Here is a 17,596-nt window from a genome sequence, read left to right on the forward strand (position 1 = left end):
GGCCGAGTACTGCCCGGGATGACCCCACTGATCTCTCCCTCCCCGTTACCCCGTCGGGGAGGGAGAGCCGCCCTCCGCGCGGAGCGCGGTCCTGCACGGATAGACGCAGCTATTGGAGGCGTCCGTGACCATGAATACCATTGCTGTTCCGACTCGTCGCGAGGCGCAGCCCAGCGTCGCGGGCGTCTTCGGGTACGCCGCCGCACACATCCACAGGGCCGCCGCAGCCGTATGGCCAGACCAGTCCGTTTACCTGGAGTGCCACGTGCCCAGCGTCACCGGGTACGTACAACGGGCGCGGATCGGCGACCGCTTGCTCTACGCGAAGACATCGCTGCTTGGCGTCTCCCTGGTGTCACTCCTGCGTGGTGCGTGCGGAACCTGGTCCACTGTGCTGGAAGCACAGCGCGAGTACGAGAACCGTTCGGACGGGCTGCTGAACCGCGAGGCCGCACAGCTGAGGCTGCTGGCCGAGATGGGTGGCCCGACGGCATGTCCGCTGGCCGGGCTGAGAACTGGGGTGATCTTCACCGAACCAGTGCCCGGCCCAACGCTGGGCGAGCTGCTGCTGGAGCGACCCGGTGACACCGCGGTCCTGCTCGACCGCACCTTCGTCGAGCTGCGAGCGCTGCACCGTCCGGGTGCCGCCCGCCAGCTGGCGGCTGTCGGTGTGATCGAGGAACGCAGCATCACCGGCACGTTTCTCCGCAAGTTCAACGGCTTGTTGGGGACCCTCTACATGGACCAACTCGGTGTGAGCCGACGCGAGGCGGAACAGCGCCAGGAGATGCTGCAACTGGTGCACCGCTCCGTGGGTCGTCTGCGGCGCCTGCGCATGCGTCTGCCCTCAGCAGATGGCACATCCCTCGCCTACGGCGACCTCAAGCCGGAACATGTGGTGTTCCCTGACGGTATCGACGGGCGGCCGGTGTTCCTGGACCCGGGGCTGCTGCGTGCGAGCCGCATGGTGGACATCGCGAAGCTGGTCAGCCGTACGGTACTGACCCTCGCCGCCCGCCGACCGCGAGCCCCAGCCGTACACCAAGTGCTATACGGCCTGGACGCCTTCGTGAAGTCCCAGGTCCCGATGCTGTCCGGCAGGGAACGGAACCTCTGGCTGGCAAACCTGATGATGCTATGGCTGATGGACACCGTGAACATCATGACCACGTATCTGTCCGCGCCCTTAGCGCTGCCTCTACCTCGGGCAGGTGCGGCGCTGATTGACCGGGCTGTGCCGGTCTTCTCCATGGTGGAGTCGGCAAGTGCCGACCTGGAGGGTGGCACGGCAGTACACGGCACATGGGACGGCGCTTTGGATGCTGCCCTGGCGGTGGTGTCATGACGCCACCAGGCCTGCGCATCGGTGTGGCTGGCGCCGGGGCGGTCGGTCAAGCCGTCGGTGCGACGCTGATGCTCGCTGGACTGTGCGACCAGTTGCTCATCGCTTCGCGTGCGGTCGAGCAGGCCGCAGCGCTGGCGGCCGACCTGGACGACATGCGTTCGGCGATCGGTTCGCCCGTCGTCCCGTACGCCGTAGAGGTGTCCCGGCTGTGGGACTGCGACGCCGTCGTGATCGCCGTCCGGGCCCAGTTCACGAACCCGCGCAGCAGCGACATCCGTATGGGCGGCCTGCACGCCAACGCACGTGTGATCGCCGGGCTGGCCCGGGAACTGAGCCACTACACCGGCACGGTGCTGATGGTCACCAACCCAGTGGATCTCATGACGAGGTTGTTCGCCGAGCAGTCCGGATGCTCGCGGGTGCTCGGGATCGGCTCCAACCTCGATACCGCCCGCTACCGGCACACCCTGGCCCGGCTCATGGATGTGCCCGTCGACACGGTCCAGGGGCACGTCATCGGCGAGCACGGCGACAACGCCGTGGTGTGTGCCTCCTCCACCACCGTCCATGGCAGACCGGTCACCGTCCCGGTCGAGCAGATCCGGGAGGAACTCGCGCTGCGGCCGGGCCGGATCAACGCCGGCATCGGCCGCAGCCGGTCTGGGCCCGCCGGGGCCGTGGTGTCCGCGCTGCGCCTGGCCCTCGGTCTCGCCGACGGGCTGACCGAGCTGTCGACCCTGTACTGGGGTGGCTACTTCGGTGTCCCGCTCCGGTTTTCCATCGGCCTGCCGCAGCCGTGCATGCCGCCACTGGACGAGGACGAGCAGCGGCAACTGCAACTCGCGCGCAAGAAACTTCGCACCGCCTACCGGGCCATGTGCGATGCCCTGTCCAACCCGTCTCCGTCAGTGAGGAATCCGTGACCAGCTACGCCACCCGACTGCATGCCGCCGAAGCGGCTGTCACCGTTCTGTCCGCCCACAAAGCCGTCACCGACTGGTCCGCCCGTTACTTCGGACCGTGGTGGAACGCGGTCGACGCGAAGCCCGAGAGCGTCTGCGAGGGGCCACTCGTTGTCGCCGAAGTGAACGAAGACGCATACGGCGAGGCGTCCCTGGCGGTGACCCAGGCCCTGCACACAAGCACAACCTACGCCAAGGCCCAGACCCTGGTAGCCCGCGACGACGCTGCCGGTGTCATCAGGGCCGTCTCCCCGGGGGAACTGCTGGCCTATCGGTCCGAGCCCGCCTCGGGGAAGCTGACGATCTACGGCTGCGATACCGAGACAGTGGCCACGGCCACCGCCCGCCTGGCCCGGGAGATGGTGCGTGGCGTACTGCTGCGGGCCGGCTGGTGCGTGCTGCACGCCTCGGCAGTCGTCCAGGAATGCCGGGTGGCCCTGACGTTCGGCAGGAAGGGAGCGGGCAAGACCACCACCGCACTGGCGCTGGTCGCACGGCACGGGTGGGGGCTGCTGGCCAACGACCGCGTGTTCGTCCGCCCCAACGACCGCGACGGAGTGGAGGTTCTGCCATGGCCGTCGGCTGCTGCCGTCGGCCTCGGGCTGCTCGACGCCCTGGACTGGTTCGAGATCGCGCGGCAGAGGCTGCACGTCGGCGAGGCCCTGCACCCCACGCAGGACCCGCGCGTGACGCAAGCACTCTTCGCTGGCGTCCGGACGCCACTGTGGGAGAACGGCAAAGAGCTGAAGGTCCAGGTCTTTCCCGACCAGTTCGGTCGATGGTTCAACATTCCGCTGGCCGCCGGGGGCGAGGCTGCCGCCCTTCTCTTCCCGTCCATCCTCGCCGGGGCAGCTCCCGCCGCGAAGGGAGAGGCCCGAGGCCTGGACGACAGCGACTTCATGAGCGGGGCGACCGAAGACCGCTACCCGGATATCTTCGACCTGGTCCGGGTTGACGGTGGCGGCAGCGAGGACTCTCGGCACGAGGTTGCGCACAGGCTGGCGGCACTGCCGCACCACTCCGTGGTCCTCGGGCATGACGTCGCTGCCAATGCAGACCTCCTCGCCAAGCTCATCGACCTGCAATCGTCCTGAACCGACCCAGGCCGACCTCTGTCGCCCCGGCCATGCCCGGGCCGGGGCGGCTCCGGGGGGCTGCTATCCGGGAATGAGCCGGGAGCGCTCAGGGGCTACGGCGACCCCGCTTGAGCCGTCGCCGAAGTACTCGAAAGACCTGTTGAGAGGGGTGTTCCGCTCTTCGCAGGCCCACGGTGTGGTGGTCGCGACACAGCCACGATCACCGGGAGGTTCTGCCGTGGCGCCGATTCCATTCACCGCTGTGCTGCTGCCGTTTGTGACGGCCGCTGGCTTGTTCGCGCTGTGGGAAGCGCGCGACTGCACTCGCCCGGGACGTCACCGTCACCGCTGCGTCATGCGTGGGCGTCACGCGGCCTGGGGAGGGCGGCGATGACCGCATACGGCGCCACGGGCACCACCACGTGTGTTCTGTTGCGCTGGACCAGCTGTACCCCTGACGCTGTAGCCCGGGCTCGCGCCACGCTGCGCTGTGCCCTCGACCAGCTCGGCTACGACGGCGAGGTGATCAGCGATGCGGTGCTGGCCGCCTCGGAATTCGTCACCAACGCCACCACACACGCCGTCGGCCCGTACGAGATGCGCCTGCGCCGCACCGATGCGGGGATCATCTGCGAAGTCGAGGACCATGATCCGTGCATCCCAGAGGTTCCTGAATTCCCGGCAACGCCGCCGTACACGCCTACCGAGGAGAACCGCGGGGGTGGTTTGGAAGCGCTGTGCACGCTGCTGTCCGAGCACGGGCGCGGCCTGCACATCGTGCATCAACTCACCGAGGGAGCATGGGGATTCCGAGGGCAAAGGAGGACCAAGACGGCGTGGTTCGCGCTCCCGGCCGTCTCGTGGACTTCGAAGTGTTCCTGAAAGCTGTGCGCGCCGAATAGAGTCGGTGGCCGCCCGGACCTTCATTGCGAACCGTCATATGAGCAGCGCACCGTCACGCCGTGGACCGGAGTTCACCCCACCCATGGGGATTGCTCACCGCAGCGGCGGGTATCTCCAGTCGCATCCGATCACTTAGAGTTGTCGCCCCAGTGGTTTGGGTGACGGAAAGTGGGGGCTGGTGAGAACGCAAAGGCGGGCGGCGGCGCTGCTTGCGGCGGCAAGTGCGGCTACCGCAGGGCTGTTCCTGGGCGGCTGCGCGGACGGCTCATCAGATGCCAAATCGCTGCCGGAGAAGTCGGTTGAGACGACGGTTTCTCGAACACCGAATACGCACCACGCAGAAGCGATGGATGCATATCGGGCCATGTGGGGCGACCTTGCTGCCGCTGCGCAGACATCGGATGCCAAGAATCCGCGCCTAGAGGCACATGCCTCGGGAGAGGCGTTGGAGTTGCTGCGTTACATGATGACGCAGGACCGAAAGAAGGATGTTGTCACCAAGGGGCAACTGCGTCTTGACCCCGTCGCGGGGAAGCGTGATGCCACGACGGTCGTCATTCGGGACTGTGCAGATGCCACCGATTGGCTGCACTACGCCAATGACGGCAAGCGGGAGGACGATGTTCCTGGTGGTCACCATCGCGTCGACGCGACCGTCCGACGGCAACACGGGGTCTGGACTGTCGAGCGTCTGTACATCGACAGGGTGGGAACGTGTTGAGGCTCAGCTCCGCTGTGCCGATGGTGATGGCGGTGCTGTGCATCGCGGTACTGCTCGCTGCACGTGATGCTGCCGCCGATGACGGGTTGAGCACAGGTTCCGCAGTTACGTGCGCACCTGGGGTTTGCGATGCCGAGGCACAGAGCGTCAGAAGGAATCCGGGTAGTTCGGGTAATGACAGGCCGGTGACTCATGGCGGGGCGGCGAAGCCCAGCGGCCGCGGTGGTGGAGGAGGACCGGTAGGCCCGCCGACGGTCACGTCGACCGGTTGGGAGTACGACCTGGGTGGCGGCATTGGGATCTTGCCGCGCTTCGATCCCGAGAAGTCGGAGAAGCCGAAGCCGGGCGGTGGCCAGCAGCAGGTGCCCGTAGAGGTGGTCGTCCAGGAGGCGGTGAAGCGGCTGAAGTTGCCGAAGCCGCTGATCCGCACGAGCCCGGACGAGGAATTCGTGCAGGTGGTGCACGTGCCGACGTGGATGTGGGTGGAGCGGTCTACGTGGGGTCCGGTGTCGGCATCGGCTGCTGTAGAAGGCGTGAGCGTGACAGCGACGGCGCGGCCGCGGAAGGCGGTGTGGTCGATGGGCGAGGGTGGCCAGGTGGTGTGTCGGGGGCCGGGGACGCCGTACTCGGATGCCTACAGTCCCCAGGAGTCGTCGCCGGACTGCGGTTACACCTATCAGCGGGCGTCGGTGTCCGCGCCGGGCCGGTCGTACACGGTGTCGGTGCAGGTCGCCTGGGATGTCGACTGGCATGGAGGCGGGCAGACCGGGGTCGTGCCGGGGCTGGTGATGACTGCTGAGCGGCAGTTGGTGGTGGACGAGGTACAGACCGTCGTCACGCGCTGACGGCTCGGGCTGAGTGCGCGGCCTGTCCTGCACGGGGACCGGCCGGTGGACGTTGGAATTCTTCTGATCGCGAGGTGAGTTGTGGGTGCCCCCATGTCTTCTTCGGCTCTGAGCGGCGGCGGGTCGCGGGTGCCAGGAGCGCGCCGGTCGGGCCCGGCACAGCAGCCGCCGGTGACGGGTGCCCGGCGTCGCAGACTGGGCTGGGTGTGGGCCGGGACCGGGGCGGTGGTGGTCTCCGCGGTCGGCTTCGCGCTGGTGGCGCAGGCGGTGGGGGAGCGGGAGCAGGTTCTCGTGCTGGCTCGCGATGTGCCGGCCGGGCGGGTGCTGAAGCCGGCCGATCTGCGTGCCGTGGAGGTGGCGGCGGACGCAGGTGTGGTGGCCTTCGCGGATCGGGGCACCGTGCTGGGGCGGCAGGCGAAGGTGCCGCTGGTCGCTGGCTCGTTGCTGGCTCCCGGCCAGGTCGGTACGAGCGCGGTCTTCCCTCCGAGGGGGTTCTCGCAGGTGGCGCTCGCCGTGGAGCCGGGCGGCGCACCGCCTGATCTCGCCCGCGGAGAGCGTGTTGCGGTCCTTCCCGGCCCGGACGGTGCCGCAGCGGCGGGCGATCAGGAGACGGCGCCGTCGGCGGTGGCGGGGACGGTGACGAGCGTGCGGGAGCCGGAGTCGGCGGGAGGGCCGCGGGTGGTCACGGTGCTGGTGGAGACCGGGGCGGCACGGCGGGCGGCGCAGCTTGAGCATCCGCGCGTGGTCGTGCTTCCTGCCGAGGGGCGTGAGGCACCGTGAGGCGGATGGTCGTTCTCGGGTCGGTCACGGGCGCCCCGGGAGTGACGACGACGGCACTGGCATTGGCCGCCGTGTGGCCGCCGGAGGCGGATGGCGGCGTGCGGCCGGTGATGGTGGAGGCGGATCCCTCAGGCGGTGACCTCATGATCCGCTTTGGTCTGCCGTCGTCTCCCTCGCTGCTGGATGTCGCGGCGGCGGCCGGGCAGCCGTATCCGGGCTCCTTGCTGGGGGCGGTGAGTGAACTGCCCTTTGGTGTACGGGCGGTGGTCGCGGTGCCTGGCCGTGGTCCGTGCCGGGAGGCTGTGCGGCTGCTGGCTGGTGAGGCCGGGCGGCGTGTGTTGCTGGGGGATGGTCATGATCTTGGCACGGTGCTGCTGGACGTGGGCCGCCTTGGCGAGGATGTCGAGCCGTTGCTCCAGGCTGCGGATCAGGTCGTGCTGGTAACGCGCGGCGGGGCGGAGCCGCTGACCCATGTGTCCGCCTGCGGCCTGGACGTTGACGCGTGTGCCGGGCGGCTGGCGTTGGCCGTGGTCGGGCCGTGCCCGTACCCGGCTGACGAGATCGCGAACACGCTCGGGATCAGGTGCGTGGTCTTCCTGCCCTGGGATGCCAAGGGCGTCGCCGCGATGAACAACCCCAAGCAGAGCGCATTGCGCATCGCCGGGTTCCGTCCGTCACCGCTGATGACCGCCGCGCGCATGCTGGCGCGTCAGCTGACCGGTCCGCAGGAGAGCACGACCGGGACTAGCGCTACGGACGGTGGCCGTGTGACCGAGAGACACGCGGTGCAACTGGCTGGCGGGAGCCGGACAGGTCTGGTTCAGGTGCCGGGAGCCGAGGAGAGTGGATCATGAGCGAGCTGCTGATGCCCCCGGGGTTCGTGCCCGGTGCCGACGAGCACCAACTGGCGCACCTGGTACGCCAGCGCGTGGCGGCCCGCCTGGCGACATACGCCGGCGAGCGCGAGTCGGCAGGTTTGCCGGCGGAGGATGAAGCGGCGCGGCGGGCCACTGTGGGACTTCTCCTCGCGGAGGAACTGGGGGAGCAGCGGCGTCAGGCGCTGGCCCGGGGTGGTTCGGTGATGGATGTCGCCGTGGAGGAGCGGATCGCGCAGGCGGTCAAGGACGCGCTGTTCGGTACCGGACGCCTGGAGCGGCTGCTGGCAGATGAGCGGATCGAGAACATCTGCGTCAACGGCTGCGATGTGGTGTGGGTCAAGGACGCGGCAGGCGCATGGCGTCGTGAGGCACCGGTGGCCGCCTCGGATGAGGAACTGGTGGAACTGGTCCGCACACTGGCTTCCCGCACGGGCGGGGAGGAACGGCGCTTCGACCGGGGCATGCCGCGCCTGAACCTACAGCTCCCCGACGGTTCCCGGCTCTTTGCGGTGATGGCGGTCACCGGGCGGGTGTCGCTGACGATCCGGCGTCACCGTTTCCCGGCCACCTCGATGGCGGAGCTGGTGCGGCTGGGCGTGTGCAACGAGCAGCTCGCGGAATTCCTGCGGGCGCTGGTGCGGGCGCGTAAGAACATCGTGATCGGCGGTGGCACCAATGTCGGCAAGACCACGGTGCTGAGAGCCTTCGCCCACGCGATCCCGCCCGAGGAACGGCTGGTGACGATCGAGGACACCTTCGAACTCGGTCTGGACGCCGACCCGGTGGCGCACCCGAACGTGGTGGCCATGCAGGCCCGGGAGCCGAACATCGAAGGGCAGGGCGGCATCGACCAGGCGGAGCTGGTGCGGTGGGGGCTGCGGATGTCCCCGGACCGGGTCATCGTCGGAGAGATCCGCGGGGCCGAGGTCATCCCGATGTGCAATGCCATGAGTCAGGGCAATGACGGCTCGTTGTCCACCATCCACGCCTCCACCTCGCGCGGGGTGTTCACGAAACTCGCCTCCTACGCCGCACAGGCCCCGGAACGGCTCACGCTGGAGGCGACGAACCTGATGGTGGCCTCCGCAGTCCACTTCGTCGTCCATCTGGGCTGGGACGCCGCAGGCCGGCGGGTCATCGATTCGGTGCGCGAGGTCATCGACGCGGACGGGGCACAGATCGTCTCCAACGAGGTCTACCGCCCGGGCGCCGACGGGCGTGCCGTGCCCGCCACTCCACCGCGTACCGAGACCCTCAATGACCTGGTCGCAGCCGGGCTGGACGCCCGGGAAGCCGCCTACCAGTGGTGGGGAGCAGCCTGATGAACAGCCTGATCGGCCCCGCTGCCTCGACGGGCGTCGCGGTGGCGTGCGGGACGGTGTTCGGGCTCGGCCTGGTGGCCATCGGCTACGGCGTTGTGCGGCGGGCGGCGCGAGAGGAGCGGCCCGGCCTGTGGCGTGCACTGGTATCGCGGCTGCCTGCGGACTGGACCACGCGGCGCGTGGTGATCGCGGTGACGGCCGGGGCGGTCGCGGGGACGCTGACGACATGGCCGGTAGCGGCGGTGCTGACCACCATTGCCGTGCTCACCCTTCCTGGCCTGCTCGGACCGGACCGGCACGCGGCCCGGCGTACGGAGCGGATGGAGGCGCTGGCCACCTGGACGGAGATGCTGCGCGACACCCTCTCCGCCGCGGCAGGTCTGGAGCAGGCGGTGCTGGCGACCACGGACATCGCCCCGGCCGCGCTCGAACCCGAGATGCGGAAGCTGGCCGCCGCGATCCGCTCCGGGCATCCCCTGCCGGCCGCGCTGCGGGCATTCGCGCAGGAGGCCGATGACCCACTGGCCGATGTCGTGGTCGCCGCGCTCGTGATGGCGGCCGAGCAGCAGGGCAGTCACCTCGCGCCGCTGCTGGGGGAGCTTGCCGAGTCGGTGCGCGAGCAGGTGGCCATGCGGCAGCGCATCGACGCCGGACGGGCGAGCGTACGTACCGGAGTGCGCGTCACGGTCAGCGTCACTCTGGGCATGGTGCTGGGGCTGGTGGTGTTCAACCGCCCCTACATGGACCCCTTCGACTCGCTGACCGGGCAGGTGGTGCTCGCGGTGGTGGGTGCCCTGTTCACCGCGAGCTTCACCTACCTGAGCGTGATCGGGCGCATCGAGGAACCCGTGCGGCTCATTACCCCGACCGCTTCCCGCACCACGGCGGGTACCGGGCCGGGAGGCGCACGGTGATCGTCATGCTGCTCGGTGCCCTGTTCGGCGTCGGGGCCACCGCCCTCGTCTACGGCCTGCGCCCACCCCGGCCCGCGCTCGCCGATGTCCTCACCGCACTCAACACCCCTGTACCGCAGGCGGCTTCACGGGCGGGCGAGGCGGAGGACACGGAGTGGGCTACTCGGCTGGGCAGATGTGCCGTACCGCTGGTGCGGGCGCTGGGCTTCCCCACCGCCTCGCTGCGCGCGGACCTGGCCGTGTGCGGCACGGACGAGGAACGGCACCTGGCGGGCAAGGCGGTTTGCGCCACCGCAGGACTGGTCGGCCCGTGGGCCGCCACGCTCCTGCTGCGCCTGGAGGCCGGTATCGGGGCAGGCTGGTGGATGCCGCTGGCCGGCTCCCTCGCCCTGGCCGTCGTACTGTTCTTCACCCCCGACCTGTCGGTACGCCAGCAGGCCGCACAGCGACGCCGCGAGATGCGCCACACCCTCAGCCTCGTCCTGGACCTGACGGTGATCGCGCTCGCCGGCGGCGCCGGAATCCAGCAGGCTTTCGCCCAAGCGGTGGCCGCACCCCAAGGATGGGCGGCGGCGAGACTCCGGCACGCCCTGCACGTCGCCCAGCTCACCCGCACCAGCCCCTGGTCCCACCTGGGCGACCTGGGACGACACCTGGCCGTGACCGATCTCACCGAGCTGGCCTCAACGCTCAACCTCGCCGGAAGCGAAGGCGCCAAGATCCGCGGCTCGCTCGGGGCGAAGGCGCGAGCGATGCGGCGGCGGAGGATCTCGGAAGCCGACGGCGCCGCCCAGGCGGCCACCGAGCGGATGTCGCTGCCCGTGGTCGGACTCTTCGCCGCGTTCCTGCTGCTGATCGGCTACCCGGCCCTTGCCCACGTCATGTCGATCACCTGAAGCGCCCACCCGTACGAGTACAAACCCGTAGAGAGAACTCCGCCATGTTCCCACTCGACATCCTGGCCCGCTTGGTACGCGCGCACCTGGCCGAACTCCGCCGACAGGCCCGCTCGGACGCGGGCTACACCACCGAGACCATCGTCGTCACCGCCCTGCTGGCAATCCTGGGCCTCACCGTGGTGGGCATCATCGTCGCCAAGGTCACCGCCAAGGCAAACAGCATCGACCTGGGCGGCTAAACCGTGGCCACCACGTTCCTTCGCAGGCCGCGCAGCGACCGCGGGGCGGCGAGTACCCAGCTGGTGCTCGTCGTCCCGGCCCTACTGCTGATCGCGCTCCTCGCTGTGCAGTTCGCGCTGCTCTGGCACGCACGGCACATCGCCCAGTACGCCGCCGAGCGGGCCCTGGCCGCCGCCCGCACCGAGAACGGCACCGCCGCGGCCGGCCGGGCTCAGGCACGACGCAGCCTTGCAGCACTGGGCAGCCGCGTTCTGACCGCACCGTCCGTCACCGCCGAGCGCACCGCCACCCACACCACCGTGCGCGTGCAGGGGACCGTGATCCGCGTGCTCCCCGTCCCGGGGCTTGTCCTGCACGCCTCCGGCACCGCCTCCGGTCCCACGGAACGGATCACCACACCCACCGGAGGCCAGCCTTGACCGGGGCGGTGCGCGGCACACGAGACGACGCAGAGCGGGGTTCGGCGGCGGTGGAGCTGGTGCTCGTCACGCCGCTGCTCGTCCTCGTGTTCCTGGTCGTGGTGGCTTTCGGGCTGCTCGCCGATGCCCGTCTGGTCGTGGCGGACGCCGCCCACCAAGCAGCCCGCGCCGCCTCCCTGGCCCGCACCGACAAGGACGCCCACACCCAGGCCGAACGTGCCGCTGACGCGGCAGTGCGCGAGGCGGGAGCCTCCTGCACGCGCCCGAGCGTCCGCCTCGCCACCGGCGGACTTACACCGGGCGCCACCGTGACGGCACGCGTCTCCTGCACCGCCGATCTGGGCCACCTCACCCACACCGGGCTGCCTGGCCACGTGACGCTGGCCGACACAGCCTTCTCCGTCGTTGACACCTTCAGGAGCACCCCGTGAAACGACGACTGCGAGAACATCTGACTCAGGTCCGTGTTTGGCTGCCGGCCGGGGACGACCGAGGACAGGTCACCGCGTTCGTCGTCTGCGTCTTCGCCGCGCTGTGGCTGTTCGCCGGGATCGTGGTCGACGGCGGCCTCGCCCTGGCCGGCAAGGCCCAGGCCCTGGATGTGGCGCAGGAAGCCGCCCGCACCGGCGCCCAGCAACTGGACATCGGCCGTCTTCGGCGCGGCGAAGAGGTCCGGCTCGTACGCGACCAGGCCGCAGCGGCGGCCCGCGCATACGTCGCCTCCACCGGAGACAGCGCCACCGCCACCGTCCAGGGCGAAGCCGTCACCGTCCATGTCACCCACCACCAGCGCACCCAGATCCTGCAACTGATCGGCCTGCGCACCCTCACCATGCACGCGACCAGCACCGCGCACGCCGAACGCACCACCCCATAGGACCGTTCACCTCACCATCCACTCCGGCAGACGAGAGCGAACCGGCGATGACACACCCACCGCAGCTGCGCCAGCGCCTGACAGCTGCCGCCACGGCCACCGGGACCCTGGCCGTCACGCTCACCCTGCTGGCCGGGATGCCCTACGTCCTGTGGCGAGCCACTGGTGTGCCCTGGCCGGAACACATCTCCTCACTCGGCGAGGTCGGGCAACGGCTGACGCAGCCGGTCAGCGACCCCTTGATGATCAGCCTGTTGGCCGTCGTGGGCTGGGCGTGCTGGGCCGGCTTCGCCTACACCGTGGTCCGCGAGACCATCTGGTACGCCACCCACCTTCCGCAGCTGCTGCGCGACCGCCACGCACACCATGAACACGTCGCTGCCCTATCGGTGAAGGGCTCGCTTGCCGCGCTGTGCATCGGCACCCTCGTCGTCGCACTAATCGGGCTCTGGCGCCCCGAAACGGCCAGTGCCCAGCAGCCCTTCTCCCCGGGAGACGTACGGCCGCACACCGCCGCGACAGCCCCTCTCATCCCTGTCTCGACCCGGCATCGGGCCGCAGGCAAACCAGCCTCGGCGCGCGCCACGACGACCAACTCCACTACGACACACTCCACACTGCCCGGACAGGCGCGAGAGGCTGAGGCCGTCCGGCACATTGAGTACACGGTCGTCGAAGGCGACACCCTGTGGAATATCGCGCGCATGCACCTGGGCGATCCTCTCAAGTGGCCGCGCATCTATGCGCTGAACAAGGACCGCGTCCAAGGCGACGGAGCCCGGCTCACCGACCCGGACCTGATCCTGCCCGGGTGGCAACTGACGATCCCCGCCAGCGGGGCCGCCACGCCGCCGCCGGCATCTGTTCCCGCCCCGACAGATCCGGCACCGGCTACCACACCCCCGAAGCCCTCCGAGCCCGCACCGGCGCAAGCGCCGCCGACCCTCGACCACCGCAAGGACACTGGCCGACAGGAGGCTGGCCAACACACTCCCGCACAGTCCGATCGGCACGACGAGGCCACGACCGCAAAACCCTCCGCCCCACAAGGTCCCGCCGCCATCACTTTTGGGGAGGCGAGCCTGATCGGCATCACCGCGGCGGCCGGCCTGCTGGCCGCACGCCGCTATTGGTACTGGCACCAACACCGCCGGCGGGAGCCCGGCCAGGAGACGGACGTACCTGCTCTGAGCCCGCTGGTGGACAAGGCCGCACAGGCCGCCCACGCGGCAACCCGGCCCCGCCAGCCAGCCGAAGCCCACCCCCTGGCCCCCCGCCGCACCCCTCCCCAGCAGCCCCTTACCCCGGGCACGGTCACCATCGGCGTACGGGAAGACGCCGAGGTCCCCCTCGACGAGCTGGCCCTGCCCGGAGGCTGCGCCTGGACCGGTCCCGGCGCCGATGGCGCCGCCCGCGCCCTGCTGGTCGGCGTCCTCACCGCCGCTGAACGCCGCCGCCCCGGGCCACCACGCGTCACGGCGGTCGTCCCCCAGGACTTGGCAGACACTTTGCTGCCAGGACTGCCCGCTGAGTTCAGCGCCCTGACCCAGAGCGCCGACCTCGCAGACGCCATCCGATACGCAGAACAGCACCTGATCGCCCACGCCCGCGCACACGACGAGCAGGACACCGCGCCCGCGGCAACCTTGCAGGCGAGCCCACACTCCGCTCCGGAGACCGAGCCGGGCCCCCTGCTCCTGCTCGCCACGCCTGACGCGGCCCACACGGGACAGCTGCAGGCGCTGGCCTCGCGCAGCAGACCAGGAACCCTGATCGTCCTCAGCCTGGACACCATGCTGCCCGGCTCCAGCTCATGGCACATCGCCGACGACGGCACCGTCACCAGCGAAGGACACGGTCAAGTACCCGGGACACTCAGGCTGTTCCACCTCACGCCCGAGGCCGGACGAGACGTGACCGAGGTCCTCCTCACCGCCCACGGCCAGCGCCCCCGCCTGCGCGTTCTCCCGACCCAAGCCCCGCGCCCCGATTCCGAACACGAAACCCCCACCCCGCCTCCGGCGGACGACGAGCCCCCGCACCCGGATGCGGTCGAGCCCACGCACCCGCATCCGGTCGAGATCCTGCACCCGGATGCGGTTGAGCCCACGCGACCGGCACAGACCAAGCCCGTACGCCTTCACGTCCTCGGCCCCATCACCCTCTACGCCCGTGGCCACCAAGACCCCGTCGGCACCAACCTGCGGGCGGAAGTCCACGAATTCCTCGCCCTCCTCGCCGCCCACCCCACGGGCCTGCTCGCCTCCGACATCGCTGACAAACTCCACCTCGCCCCCGGCAGCGACCAGAACGCACTCAAAAACCTGCGCCGCGCCGTAAGACGCGCCCTGCGCGCCGCTACCGGCATCACGGCGCAGGAGTTCATCCTGCTGCAAGGGGAACTCCACAAACTCAATCCAGAACTCGTGGAAACTGACCTGGCGGAGTTCAGTCGCAGCCTCAAAGAGGCATTTTCCGCATCCGATACGGAAGAAGCACGGAGCGATGCCCTCTCCGCCGTACGCGACGCCCTGTCCCATTACCGAGGCCCCTTCGCCCAGGGCAGTGACTACCTGTGGGCGGACACGGTCCGCGAACACCTCACTATGAAGGCCACCGACGCCGCCCTCCGTCTGGCCCGCCAAGCCGAACGCGCCGGTGCCACGCCGCGTGAGCTCGATGTAGTCCTTGCACTACTGGAACACCTGGGCATCGTCCACCCCGACCACGAACGCCTCGCTCAGCACACCATCCGCCTCTACCAAGCCGCCGGACGCCACGACGCCGCCCGGCATACCTACATCCGCCTCACGCGTCACCTCGCCGAGCTTGGCATCGAACCAGAACCGGCCACTCAAGCCCTCATCGCACCCCGTATCCGGAGCCGGCAGATGAGGTAAAGACGCAGCTCACCCGCCAGTGGCGTTGGCCCCGACACGGACTTTTCTAGCGGGCTCACGGTTGTCCGGTATCGGCGCTTGGGCACCAGACGACAATCGCCGGACAACGGCAACGCGGTGGCACGACGGAGCCCTGCACGTCGGCGCAGGTCACCGCCGTGCAGGGCTCCGTGATGCGTATTTCCGCTATCAGCCATCTGTCTTGCCCCTCCGAACATTGAGTAGCGCCTATGGCTCTCAGGCAGAAATTTGATATGCCAGCTATCCGACCGGTCTCAGCGCTCGCGCGAGCGCGTCGACGGTCACCCCGACGATCGCCCGGAGTTGCTCCGGGCTCGCCCCGGCCCTACCCATCACCGCGAGAGACTGGTTCACGGCCGCTACGTGTACGGCGAAGTCCTCGGCGTTCTCGTCGGACATTCCGCCGGCCTTCAGCGCGGTGCGCAGGCGCGGGCGCTGGCGGCCGAACAACTCTTTGACATGCTCTGCGACGCTCGGGCTCAGCGCCGGACTCGCCATGACCGACTGGGCCATCAGGCATCCGTCGGGCACGGCGGGGTCGGCGATGCGCCCCAGGGTGACGTCGAAGAACGCACGGACGGCGGCGACGGGCTCCTCGGCCGCGCACGAGAGGGCGGCGTCGAACTTGTCGCCGTAGCGCGTGGCGTAGCGATCCAGGCAGCGAAGGAAGAGCGCGTCCTTATCGCCGAGCGAGGAGTAGATCGAGCTGCGGTTCAGGCCGGTCGCCCGGGACAGATCGTCGAGCGAGGTGTCGGCGTAGCCGGAGCGCCAGAACTGGATCATCGCGGCGTCGAGCACCGTGTCCATGTCGAACTGCTTCTTGCCTGCCATGCGGCCCATCCTCCCATCTTGGACTGATCAGTTCAAGACGTGCTAGCGTCGAATCACGGTCCACCCGCCTCGATGGAGGATTCCCATGACCCACCCCGTCCCCGCCCTGCCCCTGCATGACCTGGCCGGATTCACGCACCGCTGGGTCGACGCCGACGGCGTCCGCCTGCACGCCGTCGAAGGCGGTCGGCCGGACGGACCGGCCGTCGTCCTGCTCACCGGGTTCCCGCAAACGTGGTGGGCCTGGCGAAAGGTCATGCCTGTTCTCGCCGATCGGTTCCGGGTCATAGCGATCGACCGGCCGGGCCAAGGCAATTCCGAGCATCCGGAGCTCAGGTACGACACGCACACGGTCGCCGCGCACATCCAGGCCGCTGTGAACGCTCTCGGCGTGCGGGACTACTGGCTCGCCGGGCACGACATCGGCGCCTGGGTCGCCTTCTCCCTCGCCCTGAACTACGAGAGCCGACTGCACGGGGTCGCGCTGCTCGACGCCGGAATTCCCGGTATCACCATGCCGGAGGCGATCCCCCTCGACCCGACTCTGGCGTTCAAGACCTGGCACTTCGCGTTCCACGTGGTGCCCGATCTTCCCGAGACGCTGATAGCTGGGCGCGAGCGGGAGTACATCAGCTGGTTCCTGAAGACCAAGTCCCTCGCGCCCGACGCGTTCGAGGAAGCAGAGCTCGACCACTACGGCGCGGCCCTCGCCGTCGATGGCGGCCTGCGCGCCGGCCTCGCCTACTACCGCGACGCCGCCGAGTCCGCGCGCAAGAACCGCGCGGCACTCGAGCAGCGGCGACTGACCGCGCCCGTCCTCGGAATCTCCAGCAGCCACGGCTCGATCCCGGATATGGCGGCCTCCATCAGCCCGTGGGCCGAGAACGTGACCGGCGTCATCGTGCCCGACGCCGGTCACTACATCCCCGAGGAGCAGCCCGAGGCCGTCGCCGCCGCCCTCACCGACTTCTTCAGCGGCCGTTAGTGCTCTAGCAGGAGGGCGATCCCCATTGCCGTCGGGGGCCCGTCAGTTACGGGCCCGCCCCGCGCGCCTACAGACGTGCCGTGAACCGCCCGTCGCCCCGCTTGTGCAGCCAGCCCCGGACGCCGAGCTTGGTCATCTTCGCCCGCAAAGGTTCCAGCTTGCCGTGTACCGAGGCGTCCAGCCCCAACCGCTCGCCGACCGCCCTGACCTGCACCGGGCCGTCTACCTCCCGCACGATCGCCAGGATCTTGCGGTAGTCGCCGGGCAGCCCGCCCTCGTCGGCCGCGTCGCCGCGGTGCGGAATGAGCAGGACTGCCCGCCCGGCCACCTTCGCCGATGCCGCAGCGACAGCCCGGCGTCGGCCCGGGCCTGCTCGGCCAGGCGGTTTCAACACTCCGCTCCGCGATCGCCAGTTCGTGCCGCTCGGCCTGCCTCCTGGAGTTGCTTGCCCAACTTTTCTGCGAAAGCGTCCAGTTCGCTCCGGCGAGCGGTGATCCGCTGCCGCTCCTGCATCCCCCGCGCCCTCCCGCGTTCTCACGGCGTGCCGACCTGCTGACGAATCGTAGGCGGGAGCCGGTCGTGGGCGCAGCCGAACCCGGCATCCCGCCAGAGCCGGACCTGCCCGATGATCTACGCCATGGTCATCGGCCGCCGACCGCCACGAGTACCCAACTCGCC

At 69.6% G+C, this 17,596-nt stretch carries 19 protein-coding genes; 17 read left to right on the forward strand and 2 right to left on the reverse strand.

What is annotated here, in order from left to right; translation table 11 throughout:
* The first annotated feature begins 130 nt into the window (after positions 1 to 130).
* From ABT288_RS09070 to ABT288_RS09145, 16 genes are all read left to right on the forward strand, one after another.
* Positions 131 to 1,345 carry a phosphotransferase gene (locus ABT288_RS09070; RefSeq protein ID WP_502972738.1) on the forward strand — a complete coding sequence of 405 codons (1,215 nt, stop codon included), beginning with the start codon at positions 131 to 133 and terminating at the stop codon, positions 1,343 to 1,345.
* The gene (locus tag ABT288_RS09075; RefSeq protein ID WP_351604303.1) at positions 1,342 to 2,268 is read left to right on the forward strand and encodes a lactate/malate family dehydrogenase; all 927 of its coding nucleotides are present in this window, start codon (positions 1,342 to 1,344) and stop codon (positions 2,266 to 2,268) included. Before ABT288_RS09070 ends, ABT288_RS09075 begins: the two co-directional genes overlap by 4 nt.
* Positions 2,265 to 3,401, forward strand: a complete 1,137-nt coding sequence (locus ABT288_RS09080; protein ID WP_351604304.1) for a phosphoenolpyruvate carboxykinase (ATP) — start codon at positions 2,265 to 2,267, stop codon at positions 3,399 to 3,401. The genes ABT288_RS09075 and ABT288_RS09080 overlap by 4 nt, the downstream gene beginning before the upstream one ends.
* A gap of 372 nt (positions 3,402 to 3,773) precedes the next feature.
* Entirely contained in the window at positions 3,774 to 4,265 is a 492-nt protein-coding gene (locus ABT288_RS09085) for an ATP-binding protein (RefSeq protein WP_351604306.1), read from the forward strand.
* A gap of 199 nt (positions 4,266 to 4,464) precedes the next feature.
* Positions 4,465 to 5,007, forward strand: coding sequence for a hypothetical protein (locus ABT288_RS09090; protein WP_351604308.1), 543 nt, complete (start codon positions 4,465 to 4,467; stop codon positions 5,005 to 5,007).
* A 302-nt stretch (positions 5,008 to 5,309) separates the two neighbouring features.
* Positions 5,310 to 5,852, forward strand: a complete 543-nt coding sequence (locus tag ABT288_RS09095; RefSeq protein ID WP_351604309.1) for a hypothetical protein — start codon at positions 5,310 to 5,312, stop codon at positions 5,850 to 5,852.
* Between the two features lie 171 nt (positions 5,853 to 6,023).
* Complete coding sequence (locus ABT288_RS09100) at positions 6,024 to 6,632, forward strand: SAF domain-containing protein (RefSeq protein ID WP_351604310.1); 609 nt, start codon at positions 6,024 to 6,026, stop codon at positions 6,630 to 6,632.
* Between the two features lie 5 nt (positions 6,633 to 6,637).
* Positions 6,638 to 7,486, forward strand: coding sequence for a MinD/ParA family ATP-binding protein (locus ABT288_RS09105; RefSeq protein ID WP_351604312.1), 849 nt, complete (start codon positions 6,638 to 6,640; stop codon positions 7,484 to 7,486).
* The gene (locus tag ABT288_RS09110) at positions 7,483 to 8,832 is read left to right on the forward strand and encodes a TadA family conjugal transfer-associated ATPase (protein WP_351604314.1); all 1,350 of its coding nucleotides are present in this window, start codon (positions 7,483 to 7,485) and stop codon (positions 8,830 to 8,832) included. Before ABT288_RS09105 ends, ABT288_RS09110 begins: the two co-directional genes overlap by 4 nt.
* A complete protein-coding gene (locus ABT288_RS09115) occupies positions 8,832 to 9,746 on the forward strand; it encodes a type II secretion system F family protein (RefSeq protein WP_351604316.1) in 915 nt (304 codons plus the stop codon). Before ABT288_RS09110 ends, ABT288_RS09115 begins: the two co-directional genes overlap by 1 nt.
* Positions 9,743 to 10,642, forward strand: coding sequence for a type II secretion system F family protein (locus ABT288_RS09120; RefSeq protein ID WP_351604318.1), 900 nt, complete (start codon positions 9,743 to 9,745; stop codon positions 10,640 to 10,642). Before ABT288_RS09115 ends, ABT288_RS09120 begins: the two co-directional genes overlap by 4 nt.
* A gap of 44 nt (positions 10,643 to 10,686) precedes the next feature.
* The gene (locus ABT288_RS09125; RefSeq protein WP_351604320.1) at positions 10,687 to 10,884 is read left to right on the forward strand and encodes a hypothetical protein; all 198 of its coding nucleotides are present in this window, start codon (positions 10,687 to 10,689) and stop codon (positions 10,882 to 10,884) included.
* Between the two features lie 3 nt (positions 10,885 to 10,887).
* Positions 10,888 to 11,304 carry a TadE/TadG family type IV pilus assembly protein gene (locus ABT288_RS09130; protein WP_351604322.1) on the forward strand — a complete coding sequence of 139 codons (417 nt, stop codon included), beginning with the start codon at positions 10,888 to 10,890 and terminating at the stop codon, positions 11,302 to 11,304.
* Between the two features lie 50 nt (positions 11,305 to 11,354).
* A complete protein-coding gene (locus tag ABT288_RS09135; protein WP_351604358.1) occupies positions 11,355 to 11,735 on the forward strand; it encodes a TadE/TadG family type IV pilus assembly protein in 381 nt (126 codons plus the stop codon).
* Positions 11,732 to 12,181, forward strand: coding sequence for a pilus assembly protein TadG-related protein (locus ABT288_RS09140; protein WP_351604324.1), 450 nt, complete (start codon positions 11,732 to 11,734; stop codon positions 12,179 to 12,181). The genes ABT288_RS09135 and ABT288_RS09140 overlap by 4 nt, the downstream gene beginning before the upstream one ends.
* 47 nt (positions 12,182 to 12,228) lie before the next feature.
* Positions 12,229 to 15,081, forward strand: a complete 2,853-nt coding sequence (locus ABT288_RS09145) for an AfsR/SARP family transcriptional regulator (protein ID WP_351604326.1) — start codon at positions 12,229 to 12,231, stop codon at positions 15,079 to 15,081.
* A gap of 261 nt (positions 15,082 to 15,342) precedes the next feature.
* Here ABT288_RS09145 and ABT288_RS09150 read toward each other — a convergent pair whose 3' ends face one another.
* The gene (locus tag ABT288_RS09150; protein WP_351604328.1) at positions 15,343 to 15,933 is read right to left on the reverse strand and encodes a TetR/AcrR family transcriptional regulator; all 591 of its coding nucleotides are present in this window, start codon (positions 15,931 to 15,933) and stop codon (positions 15,343 to 15,345) included.
* An 85-nt stretch (positions 15,934 to 16,018) separates the two neighbouring features.
* Between ABT288_RS09150 and ABT288_RS09155 the strand changes: the two genes are divergently transcribed.
* Positions 16,019 to 16,918, forward strand: a complete 900-nt coding sequence (locus ABT288_RS09155; RefSeq protein ID WP_351604330.1) for an alpha/beta fold hydrolase — start codon at positions 16,019 to 16,021, stop codon at positions 16,916 to 16,918.
* A gap of 67 nt (positions 16,919 to 16,985) precedes the next feature.
* Here ABT288_RS09155 and ABT288_RS09160 read toward each other — a convergent pair whose 3' ends face one another.
* Positions 16,986 to 17,246: a hypothetical protein gene (locus ABT288_RS09160; protein WP_351604332.1), complete on the reverse strand. Its 261-nt coding sequence runs from the start codon at positions 17,244 to 17,246 to the stop codon at positions 16,986 to 16,988.
* Between the last annotated feature and the right edge of the window lie 350 nt (positions 17,247 to 17,596).

Source organism: Streptomyces sp. NPDC001093 (assembly GCF_040298985.1).
Taxonomy (GTDB): Bacteria; Actinomycetota; Actinomycetes; order Streptomycetales; family Streptomycetaceae; genus Streptomyces.

Coding starts and splice junctions, on each gene's coding strand:
- ABT288_RS09115 (WP_351604316.1), top strand. CDS start 8,832: ATGAACAGCCTGATCGGCCCCGCTGCCTCGACGGGCGTCGCGGTGGCG.
- ABT288_RS09145 (WP_351604326.1), top strand. CDS start 12,229: ATGACACACCCACCGCAGCTGCGCCAGCGCCTGACAGCTGCCGCCACG.
- ABT288_RS09110 (WP_351604314.1), top strand. CDS start 7,483: ATGAGCGAGCTGCTGATGCCCCCGGGGTTCGTGCCCGGTGCCGACGAG.
- ABT288_RS09155 (WP_351604330.1), top strand. CDS start 16,019: ATGACCCACCCCGTCCCCGCCCTGCCCCTGCATGACCTGGCCGGATTC.
- ABT288_RS09070 (WP_502972738.1), top strand. CDS start 131: ATGAATACCATTGCTGTTCCGACTCGTCGCGAGGCGCAGCCCAGCGTC.
- ABT288_RS09150 (WP_351604328.1), bottom strand. CDS start 15,933: ATGGCAGGCAAGAAGCAGTTCGACATGGACACGGTGCTCGACGCCGCG.
- ABT288_RS09085 (WP_351604306.1), top strand. CDS start 3,774: ATGACCGCATACGGCGCCACGGGCACCACCACGTGTGTTCTGTTGCGC.
- ABT288_RS09075 (WP_351604303.1), top strand. CDS start 1,342: ATGACGCCACCAGGCCTGCGCATCGGTGTGGCTGGCGCCGGGGCGGTC.
- ABT288_RS09105 (WP_351604312.1), top strand. CDS start 6,638: ATGGTCGTTCTCGGGTCGGTCACGGGCGCCCCGGGAGTGACGACGACG.
- ABT288_RS09125 (WP_351604320.1), top strand. CDS start 10,687: ATGTTCCCACTCGACATCCTGGCCCGCTTGGTACGCGCGCACCTGGCC.